Raw genomic sequence first — 14,666 nt, forward strand, 5'->3', positions numbered from 1 at the left:
AGCGTCTATGGGAAGAGGTGGCTTGTGGCAATTGCGCGTTTGGCTGTGCAAAAGGAGTCGGATCGGGAAGCGTTGCTCAATACGGCGCTGTTCAAGCAGGTCACGCCGCAACAAGCCCAGGAACTCATGCCATACATGGAAAGCGTGTCCGTGCGCAAAGGCGAGGCCATTTTCCATGAAGGGGACACGGATCACCGCCTTTATGTGATTGCGAACGGCATGGTCAAGTTGACGCGCGTGGCGGAGGACAAACGTGTGCGACTGCTGAGCATTCAGGCGCGCGGCGAGATTTTGGGCGAGATTCCCGTGTTCGATCCCGAAGGCGGCCCGCGAACGGCCAACGCGATCGCGATGGTGAACAATACGCGCGTGGTCTGGCTTGACAATGACACGATTTATGCGTGGCTCAACCGTTATCCGGGTATCGCCGTGGACATGATGCAGGTGCTCGCGCACCGTATGCGCGAGAATTACGAGCGCATCTCCGACCTCGTATTCATGGATGTGCCGGGACGATTGGCGAAAACGCTGCTTGATTTGGCGAGCCGCTTCGGCCAGCCGATCGAGGACGGCCTCAAAGTGCCGCACGACTTGACGCAGGAAGAGATGGCGCAGCTCGTGGGCGCGTCCCGTGAAACGGTAAACAAGGCGCTTATGGACTTCGTAAACCGCGGGTGGATCGCGCGCGAAGGCCGCACGATCATCATTTACCAGCCGGGCGCGCTGATTCGCCGCTCGCATATGTAAGAACGTGCAACACAAGGCCGGCGCTGACCGGCCCTTTTGTTGTGGCCAAACGTAAAAAGTGCAACAAAAGGCGAGTACATTACCGCCTTTTGTGACGTCGTACACGGATTCGCCCAAATCTTTGCGAATTTTTTACAGTATGTTCAGGGACATAGTAGGCCTTTCGCTTTAGAATAAATCCCATGCCCAAGAACACATCCAAGAAGAAGACGTTGAGCGGACGCCGCATTGTGGCGTTGCTGCTCGCTTTTATTACTTTATGCGTTGCTGGTGGCGCGGTCACCAGCCTGCTGTTCCTTCCTGCGGTGCTCGGCGCGAACTCCGTAGTCAAGGCAGTTTCGCCGTCTCTGGAAGTGGAAGGCATTGATTTCGACGTCACGTCGTTGCCGCAAAAGTCGACGATGTACGCCAACGACGGCAAAACCGTCATTGCGGAATTTTATGCGCAGAACCGCGAGGTGGTTCCGCTCAAGCAGATTTCCACGGCCATGCAGCAAGCGGTGGTGGCTCGAGAAGACAAGCGCTTCTTTGAACATGCCGGCGTGGACGTTCAGGGCGTGATGCGCGCATTCGTGCAAACCTATGTTCGCTCGGGCGGCGACCAGCAGGGCGGATCATCCTTGACCCAGCAGTATGTGAAGAACGTGCTGGCCACTCAGGCGCGCGAATCGGGGGATCCGATCGCCGAGTACCAGGCCACGGAAGACACCGTTGCGCGCAAGCTGCGCGAGATGCTTATCGCGGAACAGTTGGAAAAGAAGTACACGAAGCCGGAAATTTTGCAGGGCTATCTCAACATCGCCCAGTTCGGCAACAACAGCCTGTACGGCGTGCAGGCCGCCGCGGAACGCTACTTCAACACCACGGCCGACAAGCTCACGCCGATCCAGGCCGCCACAATCGCCGCCATCACGAAGAATCCGGCGAAGTACGATCCGTCGATTCCGGCCAACCAGCCCGAATCCCAGCGCCAGCGCGACATTGTGCTCAAGCTCATGAACCAGCAGGGTTACATTGACAAGGCCGAGTATGAGAAGGACATCGCCACGCCGCTTGTGGATACGCTTGATGTTCAGGACGTGTCCCACGGCTGCATGGCCGCGTCGTACGACGCCGGCTTCTTCTGCGATTTCGTGGTCCACAAGATCGAGAACTCGTCCGAGTTCGGCAAGACGGCCGCAGACCGCGAAAAGCTGCTGCAGGAGGGCGGCCTGAAGATCGTCACTACGCTCGACATTGACGCGAACACGGAAATGATGGCGCAGGCCAACAAGACGATTCCGGCCAACGATCCTTCGGGCATGGAAATCGCCATCGCATCCGTCAAGCCCGGCACGGGCGAAGTGCTCGGCTTCGGCCTCAACCGCCAGTACGACACGACGGAAGCCGCGAACACCGACCAGACGAAGTCCGCCATGAACTACGCCGTGGACCAGGTGGACGGCGGCGGCCGCGGATTCCCGATCGGCTCCTCGTGGAAGCCGATCAACTTGATCGCATGGATGCAAGCCGGCCACTCGATTACCGAGCCGCTCGTAACGACCACCTACTACCAGACGAGCCTGTTCAGCTGCAAGGGCTACACGGGCGGCACCGACATGTGGCACGTGACGAACGCGCTCACGAACGGCACCGTTTCCCCGGAAAGCCCGCTCGACGGTCTGGCCCGTTCGCACAACACGACGATGGCCGCCATCGGCGCCAAGATCGGCTTGTGCGCAGTGGCCGACGCCGCCAAGCAGGTGGGCTACCACAACGCGATCGAAGGCCAGGAGGACGTGTACAGCTCGATCTCCATGCACCCGTCGCTGCTCATCGGCGGTACGGCGTCCGTGTCCCCGCTGACGATGGCGAACGTGTTCGCCACCTACGCGGCCAACGGCATTGAATGCACGCCGATCGCGATCAAGTCCGTCACCGACACCGACGGCAAGTCGCTGCAGGTGCCGTCCGCCAACTGCCACCAGGCCGTGGACAAGGACATCATCCAGACGCTTGCGTACGCGATGAACCAGGGCGTGGTCCGTCCGGACGGCGCCGCCACTATGGCGCAGCTCGCCAACGGCCGCAAGTCGTTCGCGAAAACCGGTACGAATGAGGATACGTATTTGACGACGGGTTCGTTCATTCCGAACCAGATCGCCACGTACGTACTCGTCGGCGACGTGCAGGACCCGATGAATCATCGTGTGGCCAACATTGCGATCAACGGCCAGTACCATTCCTATTGGGATGGCGGTACGATCGCCGCGCCGGCCGCGCGCGACTTCCTCAATACGTACGCGGAGAAGAAGAATCTGCCGATAGATAATAATTACGGCACGCCCGTCGCCAAATATATGGGCGGCAATGTGCCGAAGAGCTGACGCTGACAGCATAAGATAAAAGGCGGGGGAGACCCCGCCTTTTTTGTTGGGTGTGGAGAAAAGTGCGACGGCAGATGCAACGGTGTTGCTTTTTTGTTGCGGTTTCCTGAATATAGGAACGGCAAAAGGGCTGATATATGGCCGTTTTATGTCACATGTACCCGTTTCGCTGTGAGAAAGTGAGCGAGAATTGTGAACTTTAGGCATGTCGCTTTCCAAATCGAACAGATTTGTGCGATAATGTTCATATGATTTCATCACAACGTCAACATCTCATCGTGAGCAGGCTGCGCGCTCGCGGTGCAGTGCGCATTACCGCGCTGTCGAAGGAGCTGGGTGTGTCAGCGATGACCATCCGCCGCGACATCGCGGAGTTGGCCGATAAAGGGCTGTTGAAGCGCGTTCATGGTGGTGCGGTCTCGACGAGCACATTGTTGAGCGAACCGCTGTTTTCGGTGAAGTCGCAGATGGACATCGGCCTCAAGGACGCCATTGCCCAGGAAGCCGTAAAGCTTGTTTCTCCCGGTGACGTGATCGCCATTGGCGGCGGCACCACGGCCTACGTATTCGCCCAGCACTTGCTGGAATCGCAGCAGTCGAGCGGCATCACGATCCTGACCAACTCCATTCCCGTTGCCGAACTCGTGCAGGCGCTCGAATCCAAGGATGTGGAAGTCATCGTGACGGGCGGCGTCATCACGCGCTCCAATTCGCTGGTCGGCCCGATCGCGGACAAGGTGATCGCCTCACTGCGTGTGAACACGGTCTTCCTCGGTACGCACTCGGTGTCGGTGCCGCGCGGATTCCTCATGCCGAATTCGCTGGAAGCCGCGACGGACATGGCCATGATGGACATCGCCGACCGCACGATCATCCTGACCGACCACACGAAGTGGAGCAGCACGTCGCTGTCGCTGTTCGCCAAGTTCGAGCAGGTCGACACGGTGATCACGGACGACGAACTTGATCCGGACTCCATCATGAAGACGCGCGACCTCGTCAAGGAACTGATTCTCGCGCATCCGGCGGAACCGGAAAAACTCGAAGCGTAAATGAAGTCGGTTGCCGGTCGCCGCTGACCCACGACCGACTCGCGCCCCGAAAAATTTGATGTGTTACGCCTGTAGGGACACCGTGGTCTTTTTTTCACAGTCGAACTCACATAACGCAACAAAAATCAACAAAACTGAAAATCAAATATTTTGCCCACCCCTCACCAAAAGGACATCACTATGACCGAGCAGAAGAGCCTGACTCCGGAATTCGCCCATTACAAGCCGGGCGAGTATGCGCAGAACAACATCCGCATTACGCCGACCACGCTGGCAGACGGCCGCGAATTCTACTATCTCGACGACGATCCGGCCTATGTGTCGGGCGAGAAGACGCGCGAGCTGAAGGATCCACGTCCGTTGGCCCCGCGTTTTGATCCGCAAATCGACGCCGACGGCAATGAAGTGCCGTACGCGGCCCCGCAGATGCGCCGCGACCCGCTCACGGGCGACTGGATCCCGATGGCCACGGCACGCATGAACCGACCGATCACGGCGGGCGCTGGCGCCACCGCAAGCGGCAACCCGCTGGCCGCGCGCAAGCCGGGCGACCCGTACCAGGACGGCGAAGTGCCGGACACCGACTACAACGTCGTCGTATTCGAAAACCGTTTCCCGTCCATGGTGCGTGTGCCGGGCATGTCCGACGCGCCGACGCTCGTGGACAACTGCGAACTGTGGGAACAGAAGCCGGCCGCGGGCCGCTGCGAAGTGCTGTGCTTCGACCCGGACGAGAACGGACTGCCGGCCAACCTGCCCGTACGCCGCCTGCGCACGGTAGTGGAAGCATGGGCGTTCCGCACCGCCGAAGACAGCGCCATTGAAGGCATTGAGCAGGTCTTCCCGTTCGAGAACCATGGTGTGGAAATCGGTGTCTCCCTCGCCCACCCCCACGGCCAGATCTACAGCTACCCGTTCATCGCACCTAAGCTGGAAACGGAATTGCAGCACACGCAGGCCTACCACGAACAGCACGGTGGTAACCTGTTCAAAGACATCATGAACGCAGAACTTGAGCACAAGGAACGCGTGGTCATGCGCAACTCCAGCTGGATCGCCTACGTTCCGGCCGCGGCCCGCTGGCCCCTCGAGGTGCACGTGCAGCCTGTGCGCGACGTGCTCACGCTCGACCAGCTCAACGATCAAGAGCGCTGGGACCTGGCGGAAATGTACTCCACGCTGCTCAAGCGCGGCAACGCATTCTTCGACAAGGGCGACGGCAAGGGCATGGATCTGCCGTACATCGCCGCCTGGCACCAGGCTCCGGTCCACGATTCGCGCCGCGAGAACTACCGCCTGAACCTGCAGTTCTTCTCGTTCCGCCGCGACGTGAACAAGATCAAGTACCTGGCCGGTTCGGAATCGGGCATGGCCGCCTGGATTTCCGACACCACGCCGGAACTGATCGCCAAGCGCTTCCACGAGATTGGCGCCGTCGATATCGCTGACTGAGTTCATATAGCCGGCACACACTCAAAAACACCAAGCACACACTAAGGGGATAACGATGTCTCAAGTCGAATTCATTGAACCATTGACCGACGCGGAAGGTTCCGCAAAAGCCGCCGACCTGTTCACCGAGGCCTTCGGCGAGCAGCCGAGCGGCGTGTGGGCGGCCCCCGGCCGCGCCAACCTCATTGGCGAGCACACCGACTACAACGCGGGCCTGTGCCTGCCGATCGCGCTGCCGCACCGCACCTACATCGCGTTGAAGCCGCGCACGGACCTCAAGGTCCGTCTCGTCTCCGACGTGAACCCGGCCGATGTGGAAGAAGTGGATCTTGAAGGCCTCGAAGCCAAGGGCGTGGAAGGCTGGGCCGCATACCCGGCCGGTGTGGCGTGGGCCATGCGCAAGATGGGTCTCGACACCGTGCGCGGATTCGACGCCGCATTCGCCAGCTGCGTGCCGCTGGGCTCGGGCCTGAGCTCCTCGGCAGCCATGACGTGCTCCACGGCGCTCGCGCTCGATGACGTGTTCGGCCTGGGCTACGGCAACACCGATGAAGGCCGTGTGACACTTATCGAATCGGCGATCATGTCCGAAAACGACATGGCCGGCGCCTCCACGGGCGGCCTCGATCAGAACGCCTCCATGCGCTGCAAGGAAGGCTACGCGCTGCGCCTCGATTGCCGTCCGGAACTCAACGCCTTGGAGAACGTGCGCCAGGAGCCGTTCGACCTCGGCAAGTACGGCTTGGAACTGCTCGTCCTCGACACCCAGGCGCCGCACCAGCTCAACGACGGCCAGTACGCGGAACGCCGCTCGATGTGCGAGCAGGCCGCCGAGCTGCTGGGCGTGGCCAACCTGCGCGAAGTGGCCGACAAGGTCAACTCGCTGGACGATCCGGCCGCGGGCCTGGACGAAGTGCTTGCCAAGCTGCCGAGCGAAGTGATGAAGAAGCGCGTGCGCCACGTCATTACGGAAATCGGCCGCGTGGACGACTTCATTGAGGCCTTCGCCAACGGCGACGTGAAACTGACGGGCGAGCTGCTGAACGCTTCGGGCGACTCGCTGCGCTACGACTACGAGGTTACGGTTCCCGAACTCGATGTGGCCGTGGACACGGCCCGTGCAAACGGCGCATATGGCGCCCGCATGATGGGCGGCGGCTTCGGCGGCTCCATCATCGCGATTGTGGACGCGGGTAAGAGCCAGGAGATCGCGCAGAAGATCGCCGACGCCTTCGAGCAGCACGGCTTCAACGCTCCGCGCGCCCTGCCGGCCTACGCCGCCGCTGCCGCCACGCGCGTGCAGTGAGGGCTGCACGCAAGTCCGAGCATGGTTCTGTGCTCGGGCTTGCGGTTTTAGGCGGAATTGCGCAAGTGGGAGCAGGATCCTGTGGTCTCGGGCTTGCGGATTCAAGCAAAAAGCGCCAGTGACAGCACGGATCTGTGCTCCCACTGGCGCTTTTCTATGCCTTAAGTGGCTTAAATGCCCTAAGCGCCTTTAACGTCCTAAACGCGCACGCCCATTCACGCATCCACGCCAACGGCGTCGCTTACCTGTGCGAAACCGTCGCGCGTGAGCAGGTCGGCCAAGCCGCGCTTCAACACCGTGATCGTTTGCGGACCGCGGTACATCAGGGCGGAGATGAACATCACGAGGCTGGAACCCGCGCGGATCTTCGCGTACGCCTGCTCGGGCGTAAACACGCCGCCCACGCCCGCAATCGCGAAACGCTGGCCGTATTCGCGGTACGCGCGGCGGATGATCTCGTTGCCGAGCGCATAGCACGGCGAGCCCGACAGGCCTCCAAGCCAGTCGCGTGGAATGTCCGGCATGCCCGTGCGGTCCTTTTGCAGATTGGCGATGGTCAGGCCCTGCACATTGTGGTCCGCCAGCACGTCGATAAGCTCGCGGAACTCGTCCCACGTCTTGTTCAGCGGCATCTTCACAAGCGTCGGCTGCGGGCGTTCAATCTTGTCGAGCGCCGTAAACAGCTTGTCGAGCGCCTCGGGGGAGTCCGTAAACGGTTCGCCGACGGCCGTGTTCGGGCAGGAAATGTTCACTTCCACCATTGCGGAGCGTCCCGTCGCGCGCTTCATGGAGATGCAGTAGTCCTCGATTCCCTCTTCGAGGTCGCCGCACAGCTGGTCGTTCGAGCGTGCGATCGAGACGGACAGCTTCATGTCCTTGACGTGGCCGCGCGCCTGGTCCACGCGCGAAATCACTTCGTTCGAGCCGTCGTTGGCCAGTCCCACATGCACCATCATCGAATCGTATTCGGGCAGGCGGTGGAACCATGGGCGCGGATTGCCCAGGCACGGGCGCGAGGTGGTGGAGCCCACCGTTTCGAAGCCGAATCCCGCGTTGTCGAGCAGCACGGGCATGTCGCAGTCCTTGTCGAGGCCGGCGGACAGGCCGAACGGGTTGTCGAAATGGATGCCCATCACGTCGGTTTCGAGAATCGGATCCGTGTAGTTGAGCATGGAACGCAACGCCCACATCAGCGGCGGAATATTGCGCGTCGCTTTGCAGAATTCGATCATCTGGTCATGCGCCACGTCGGGCGTCTTGTTGAATACGAAATGCGGCTTGACCACGTGTTTGTAAGAGAAGGTGAACAGGTCCGTGGCGGCCTTATTTACGGCATCATGCAAACTATTTTCACAAACGTACGTCATAGTGCCATTGTGCCATGATGGAACGCGAGAAAGAAGCAAGTGAACGAAACTGTTCAGTCGTCAGGCGAATCGACCAATTTCCCCGTTCTTTCTACAGTTGGCCTGCTAAACCTACGTTGGATTGGAAAAGCCGCGATATAAGGAGGCGAAATGAAAGCTCGAATTTGCGTAGTCATGCCCACCTATAACGAGCGCGGGAATCTGGAACCGACATTGTCGGGCCTGTTTGCGCGCAACGCCGGTGTGGACGTGCTCATAGTGGATGACAATTCCCCTGACAAAACGGGCGATCTCGCCGACGTGATCGCGCGAGTGACGGCGTCCGCCCGCGATACGGTCCGCAGTGTGGCGCTTGACGACGTGAGTTTCCGTCTCAAAGACGTGGCGCGGCCGAGTTGCGAACTGTCGATCGGTTCCAGCGGCGCGCTGTCCGATGCGAACGTGAGCACGGCCGATATTGCCGTGGCGAACCGTCTGAATTCGTGTACGAACGGGTCGCGCGTTTTCGTGCTGCACCGCCCGGCGAAAAGCGGGCTCGGCTCGGCGTATGTGGACGGTTTTACTTGGGCGCTCGAGCGCGGGTACGACCTGATTTGCGAAATGGATATGGACGGTTCGCACCGTCCTGAAGACTTGAACCGCATGTTGCAGTACATGGAAGAGCATGCGGGCGTGGATTTGGTGCTCGGGTCGCGCCGTGTGCGCGGCGGCCGTACGGAACGCTGGGCGTGGTATCGCGACTGGATTTCGCGCATGGGATCGCTGTATGCGCGCACGATGCTGGGCTTGCGTGTGCGCGACATGACGAGCGGATTCCGTGTGTATCGCGCCGAAGTGCTGCGCAAGGTGGGTCTTGAAGAGATTGCCGACAACGGGTACGTGTTCCAGATCGACATGACGCGTCGCGTGGTGGGTGCGGGCGGCATTGTGGTCGAGTTGCCGATCGTGTTCCCGGAACGCGAGATTGGCGAATCGAAGATGAACGGCGCGATTGTGCGCGAGGCGATGGTCAACGTGACGCGCTGGGGATTCGAGCGGATCGGCAAGCGCGGATCCAAGAAATCGAAGTGACTGTCCGCGGGCGAGAGCGCGACGCCGTCTGCACGGGTCGAAGCCTTTCTGAAGGAAAGTTGACTATCGTCAGTATTTGAGATTTGTTTACCGCTTTTTGCCGTGAGTGAAATGATTGATAAGCGTCATATGTGAAAACGTATATGACGCTTGTTTTGTCTTTCATGAACGGAAGGGATTTCCCACGCCCCTGCGCCGCGTAAAAGCAAGGCATAGGGGAAGCGCGGGAAAGGTTGGAATCTCATGCACCATCGCCATGTACCCCTTCGTCATGCCGGCCGCACCACGGTGGCCGCCGTTTTGGCCGTATTCATGCTGCCGGGCGCTGACGGACGCGGCCGCGATCACAAAAGCCGGATATATGCTGAGCTACCGTCTTACGGATCCCTATTTAATCGAGCTGTACGGCGGCAATATTGACGGTCCGATCACCACGGCGGGCGGCAGCGAGCATATCGGAACGTTCCATGTCGACAAGGACGGCGTGGTCGTGATCCGGCTCGACGAATCGTATATCGACAACAAGAATCCGCCGTACCGCGGGTCGGTCGAGATGTTCGCGAACGGTGACGCCAATAAAGTCGCGCACGAAATCACGGTACGCAAGGAAGATACGCAGACAAATACGCCTGCGATTGTGATCAAGCCGAACATTACGCCCGCAACCGACATTTCAATTGGGAAAAACGGAAAACTGCGCAAGCATGACGGCTCCCACATGGCCCAATATTCCGTAACCGTTTCGAGCAATCGCGGCACCGACGGCAAACTGATCACGGTTGCCGATTCGGTACAGGGACTTACCTGCGAACAGCTGACGCTCAATGTGGAACGCAGGAACCGCAACGGTCAAGTCGAACGGAGTTTTGCACAGCCGGTGGATTGCGCCGTGGATAACGACGGCGCCGCGAAGTTTTCCACACAACTCGACGGATTTGACGCGGACGGCGGCAGCTATGTGCTCACCTATGATCTGGCCGTTCCCGCGGACATGGTCTACGACACGGTGCACAACTCGGCCACGGCCAGCTATATCGATCCGCATGGAACCGAGCAGAGCAAAACTACCACACACGTTGACTATCGACACGCGCACGCTGGAAGTGCGTAAGTCCGCGAGCGAGCCGGACCTCGCCAAAGGCACCGTCACATGGACCGTAACAGTGAAAGACACCGCTCCGCTAGACGGATACGTGCTGCATGACGTGTGGAACGGCAATGCGCTCGCGGCCGCGGATATGACAGGCGGCTCGTTCACGCTTGCGTTCACGGATGAGCATGGTTATGCCGACCCTGTGCAAACGATTGCGGGTACGCCTGACGGCTATGTGTTCCCCGCGTCGAGCGCGCCCGGAGCCTATGTGTTCACCTATACGACGCCGATGAACACGGCGCTCGCCATGGCCGTGGCGTTATACCGCAAAGTTCAGCATATCTAGATGCTATCTAGGCGGAAACGAGTGCGCCGCCGCACATGGCGGCCGCCCGGACCCACCTATGACGCCCCACGCTGAGAAGTGCAAAAATCTCAATATTCGTAACGATCCGCAGCTTTCTTCACATAGCTTTCATGTTGTGGACAACAGGCAAAAAAGTATGGACAATTGCTGGCGCGAATATTTGATGTTTGTCATAATTGGAAGTGGATCGGCTACCAGGCAACACGCAGCTTGGTGGACCGCCGAAGAATGAAAATGAAGAAGGATGCTCTCTCGTTCTTTTACAGGTTCCCAGCGGGAGAGTGGGGCGGCGACTGTTCCGGGCAATTTTGAGCAGCCGCCGCCCGCCTTTCTGGGCCACCGATGTTGGGGGCCTTTTCATTTCCCCATTCAAGTCCGCAACATTTCCATTCTACTCCGGAATACCCCCTCAAGTTGAACGTCTCCGTGATTAACCCGAACACGAAAGTGAACGCGTCCCTGTATAGCGGCACGCTCTACTCGGGTTCCGTCGCGAAGCTTACCTTCATTTGGAACAAATGGTGGCTTGACAGCGCCGACTACCAGATAGTCGTCAATGGCGCAATGCTCAATAAAGCGGATCTGCAATGGATTGACCTTGGTAATGAAGTACTCCAGGCCGTATGGGAAGGTACGCTGCATGGCGACACCACGGTGGAAATGTATGCGCAGAACGTTCCCGAAGACTACACCAGAGTTACTGTCCAAATCGAATCCGTGGGAGGGGAAGCGCAACCCGACCCCGACTTCATACGCCACGGCACACTGCCGTCTGCGGGCGCCCAAGGACGCATGACATGGCTGCAGATAGTGATCGGCGCGGGGCTCATCATGATGGTGCCGTTCATCATGCGCAAGGAACTGTTCCCCGAAATCGCCGAAAGCACGGGATTGGGAGGTTCGCGGCACAAGGCGCAAAAGTTGTAAAATTTGTGCGCAAAAATGCGGGACAATCTTGAGAAAACGGCGCAATTCCAAGCATAATGAAGTGTTATTGGAATACGGACGCGGATTGCTATGCGTGAGGAGGGCACATGAGCACGTCGCATGGCCCGACCACAGGTTCCACCGCGAAGAAGCCGAGCGCCCGCGAGAACAGGCGGTTCTGGATCATGGCCGTTTCCATGATCCTGCTGCTGATCGTGGGCGTCGGCATCATTTTGTACCCGTCGATCGCGGACATGCACAACCGCAGGGTCTCGAGCCGCGCGGTGGCGACCTATGTGGAGGCCACGGAAGATTTGGGCAAGGAAGAGCGTGAGCGCATGCTCGCCGACGCCCACCAGTACAACGCCACGTTGGTGGGACAAGGCAAAAGCAGGTTCTTGCCCAACGAGGAACAGCACAAGCACTATGAATCGTTGATGGACGTGACGGGAACGGGTATCATGGCTTACGTTTCCGTGCCGAAAATCAGCATTCGCACGCCCGTCTACCACGGCACGTCGGACACGGTGCTGCAGATCGCCGCCGGCCATTTGGAAGGCACGAGCCTTCCTGTGGGCGGCGAGTCGACGCACGCCGCGTTCTCGGGCCACACGGGATTGCCGAGCGCGCTGTTGTTCACAGGGCTCGACCGGCTCGAGCGCGGCGACACGTTCACCGTGACGGTGTTCGACGAAGTGATGACCTATGAGGTCAGCGACATCCACGTGGTGGTGCCGACGAATGTGGACAATCTGGAAATCCAGGAAGGCAAGGACCTCGTAAGCCTTATCACGTGTACGCCCTACGGCGTCAACTCGCACCGACTGATCGTGACGGGCCACCGGATACCGACGCCCGAAAGCGTGGAACATCCCGTGGATAAGGCGCTCGTCAAGGACATTACGCTGGTCGTGGTGGCCGTGGTCTTGACGATTGCGGTGGTGGCGAACGTGTTTATCAAACGCCGGCGCATGATGCGCGGCCAAATTGGCGGGCGGCACAAGAAATAAATCAAATAAACCATGAGTACGGACGGATCCGGCGGCAAGTCGGATTCCGTCCGTTTTTTATATGCCCGATTTTTATGGGCACATCGACTGACAGTACACAAACGTCACTTATACTGGGACAACTTACGAAACCCGGCAATGTACGAAATCTAGTCCGCAAGGAGCAGCATTGAACAAGGCCATCATTACGGTAGTCGGCCAGGATACGGTCGGCATCATCGCGAAAGTCTGCCTGTATCTTTCCGAACATCACACGAACGTCCTTGACATTTCCCAGACGATTATCCAGGGCTACTTCAATATGATGATGATCGTCGACTATGGCCAAGCGGACGTGAGTTTTGAGCAGATCGTGACGGACCTCGAGGAACTCGGCGAAGAAATCGGCGTGCGCATCCGCTGCCAGCGCGAGGAAATCTTCACCAAAATGCACCGTGTGTGAGCGAGGGGAATGCACATGCTGAACATCATGGAGGTCCACGAGACCAACCAAATGATCGAGCAGGAGAAGCTCGACGTGCGCACGATCACGATGGGCATCAGCCTGTTGGACTGCGCCACCACGAACGTGCAGGAAACTTGCGAACGCATTTACCAAAAGATCACCACGAAGGCGCGCGACCTTGTGGCGACGGGCAAGTCGATTGAACGCGATTTCGGCATTCCGATTGTCAACAAGCGCATTACCGTCACACCGATTTCCCTCGTGGGCGCGAGCTGCTGCAAGACGAGCGAGGACTTTGTGCAGATTGCGCACGCGCTCGACCGTGCGGCCAAGGAAGTGGGCGTGGACCTGATCGGCGGCTACTCGGCGCTCGTGTCCAAGTCGATGACGCCGGCCGAGGAGCTGCTGATCCGCTCGCTGCCGCAGGCGCTGAGCGAAACGGATATCGTGTGCTCGTCCGTGAACGTGGGCTCTACGCGCACGGGCATCGACATGAACGCCGTCACGATGCTCGGACACATCATCAAGGACATCGCGGCCGCCACCGCGGACAACGATTCCTACGGATGCGTGAAATTTGTGGCGTTCTGCAACGCTCCGGACGACAACCCGTTCATGGCGGGCGGCTTCCATGGCGTCACGGAAGGCGACGCCGTAATCAACGTGGGCGTTTCAGGTCCGGGCGTGGTTTCCAAGGCTTTGGACGCGGCGCGAGGCAAGGATTTCGAGTTCCTGTGCGAAACGATCAAGCGCACGGCGTTCAAGATCACGCGCGTGGGCCAGCTTGTGGCGCAGGAAGCGTCCGCAAGGCTGGGCGTGCCGTTCGGCATTATCGATTTGTCGCTTGCGCCGACACCGGCCGTGGGCGACTCGGTGGGCGAAGTGCTCGAGAAAATCGGTTTGGCCCAGGTGGGCGCGCCGGGCACCACGGCCGCGCTGGCCATGCTCAACGACCAGGTCAAGAAGGGCGGCATCATGGCGTCCTCGTATGTGGGAGGCCTTTCGGGCGCGTTCATTCCCGTTTCCGAAGACCGCGCCATGATCGAAGCGGCCGCCGACGGGTGCCTGACGATCGAGAAGTTGGAAGCCATGACGTGCGTATGCTCGGTGGGCCTCGACATGATCGCGATTCCGGGAGACACGACCGCCGCCACGATTTCCGGCATCATCGCCGACGAGGCCGCGATCGGCATGGTCAACCAGAAGACCACGGCCGTGCGTGTGATTCCCGTGGTCGGCAAAGGTGTGGGCGAAATGGCCAACTTTGGCGGCCTGATGGGCTACGCGCCGATCATGCCCGTGAACACGGCCTCGTGCGAAGAATTCGTCTCGCGCACGGGCCGCATTCCCGCACCGATCCACAGTTTCAAGAACTAGTTCAAGAACTAGTTGGCGTTAGATTTTGGCATCCCCTTCTGCATTTTGAGACAGACACGCCGCGTTTCATGTCTCAAAATGCAGAR

Annotated in this window: 13 protein-coding genes; 12 read left to right on the top strand and 1 reads right to left on the bottom strand. The window is 59.5% G+C overall.

Features of this window, described 5'->3' with window-relative positions:
* Positions 1–30 precede the first annotated feature (30 nt).
* The 5 genes from BMAGN_RS00820 to galK all read left to right on the top strand — a co-directional run bounded on the left by BMAGN_RS00820 (position 31) and on the right by galK (position 6,923).
* Positions 31–747 (top strand): Crp/Fnr family transcriptional regulator, encoded by a 717-nt coding sequence (locus BMAGN_RS00820; protein ID WP_238548730.1) that lies wholly within the window; start codon positions 31–33, stop codon positions 745–747.
* Between the two features lie 182 nt (positions 748–929).
* Positions 930–3,113, top strand: a complete 2,184-nt coding sequence (locus BMAGN_RS00825; protein ID WP_022859846.1) for a transglycosylase domain-containing protein — start codon at positions 930–932, stop codon at positions 3,111–3,113.
* 248 nt (positions 3,114–3,361) lie between these two features.
* Positions 3,362–4,165, top strand: coding sequence for a DeoR/GlpR family DNA-binding transcription regulator (locus tag BMAGN_RS00830; protein WP_033510653.1), 804 nt, complete (start codon positions 3,362–3,364; stop codon positions 4,163–4,165).
* Between the two features lie 180 nt (positions 4,166–4,345).
* Positions 4,346–5,617 carry a galactose-1-phosphate uridylyltransferase gene (galT, locus tag BMAGN_RS00835; protein ID WP_022859848.1) on the top strand — a complete coding sequence of 424 codons (1,272 nt, stop codon included), beginning with the start codon at positions 4,346–4,348 and terminating at the stop codon, positions 5,615–5,617.
* Positions 5,618–5,672: 55 nt separating this feature from the next.
* Positions 5,673–6,923 carry a galactokinase gene (gene galK / locus BMAGN_RS00840; protein WP_022859849.1) on the top strand — a complete coding sequence of 417 codons (1,251 nt, stop codon included), beginning with the start codon at positions 5,673–5,675 and terminating at the stop codon, positions 6,921–6,923.
* Between the two features lie 215 nt (positions 6,924–7,138).
* Here the strand turns inward: galK and BMAGN_RS00845 are convergent, their stop codons facing one another.
* Positions 7,139–8,290, bottom strand: coding sequence for a quinone-dependent dihydroorotate dehydrogenase (locus BMAGN_RS00845; RefSeq protein WP_022859850.1), 1,152 nt, complete (start codon positions 8,288–8,290; stop codon positions 7,139–7,141).
* 150 nt (positions 8,291–8,440) lie between these two features.
* Between BMAGN_RS00845 and BMAGN_RS00850 the strand changes: the two genes are divergently transcribed.
* From BMAGN_RS00850 to BMAGN_RS00880, 7 genes are all read left to right on the top strand, one after another.
* Positions 8,441–9,361 (top strand): polyprenol monophosphomannose synthase, encoded by a 921-nt coding sequence (locus tag BMAGN_RS00850; RefSeq protein ID WP_022859851.1) that lies wholly within the window; start codon positions 8,441–8,443, stop codon positions 9,359–9,361.
* 361 nt (positions 9,362–9,722) lie between these two features.
* A complete protein-coding gene (locus BMAGN_RS00855) occupies positions 9,723–10,472 on the top strand; it encodes a hypothetical protein (protein WP_155802535.1) in 750 nt (249 codons plus the stop codon).
* Positions 10,438–10,800: a hypothetical protein gene (locus BMAGN_RS00860; RefSeq protein ID WP_022859853.1), complete on the top strand. Its 363-nt coding sequence runs from the start codon at positions 10,438–10,440 to the stop codon at positions 10,798–10,800. Before BMAGN_RS00855 ends, BMAGN_RS00860 begins: the two co-directional genes overlap by 35 nt.
* Positions 10,801–11,247: 447 nt before the next feature.
* Positions 11,248–11,748: a hypothetical protein gene (locus tag BMAGN_RS00865; RefSeq protein ID WP_026502026.1), complete on the top strand. Its 501-nt coding sequence runs from the start codon at positions 11,248–11,250 to the stop codon at positions 11,746–11,748.
* 107 nt (positions 11,749–11,855) lie between these two features.
* Complete coding sequence (locus BMAGN_RS00870; protein ID WP_022859855.1) at positions 11,856–12,758, top strand: class C sortase; 903 nt, start codon at positions 11,856–11,858, stop codon at positions 12,756–12,758.
* A 169-nt stretch (positions 12,759–12,927) separates the two neighbouring features.
* The gene (locus BMAGN_RS00875) at positions 12,928–13,200 is read left to right on the top strand and encodes an ACT domain-containing protein (RefSeq protein WP_022859856.1); all 273 of its coding nucleotides are present in this window, start codon (positions 12,928–12,930) and stop codon (positions 13,198–13,200) included.
* Positions 13,201–13,215: 15 nt separating this feature from the next.
* Positions 13,216–14,580 (top strand): PFL family protein, encoded by a 1,365-nt coding sequence (locus tag BMAGN_RS00880; RefSeq protein WP_026502027.1) that lies wholly within the window; start codon positions 13,216–13,218, stop codon positions 14,578–14,580.
* The last annotated feature ends 86 nt before the right edge of the window (positions 14,581–14,666 follow it).

Source organism: Bifidobacterium magnum (assembly GCF_000741255.1).
In the GTDB taxonomy this organism is placed as follows: Bacteria; Actinomycetota; Actinomycetes; order Actinomycetales; family Bifidobacteriaceae; genus Bifidobacterium; species Bifidobacterium magnum.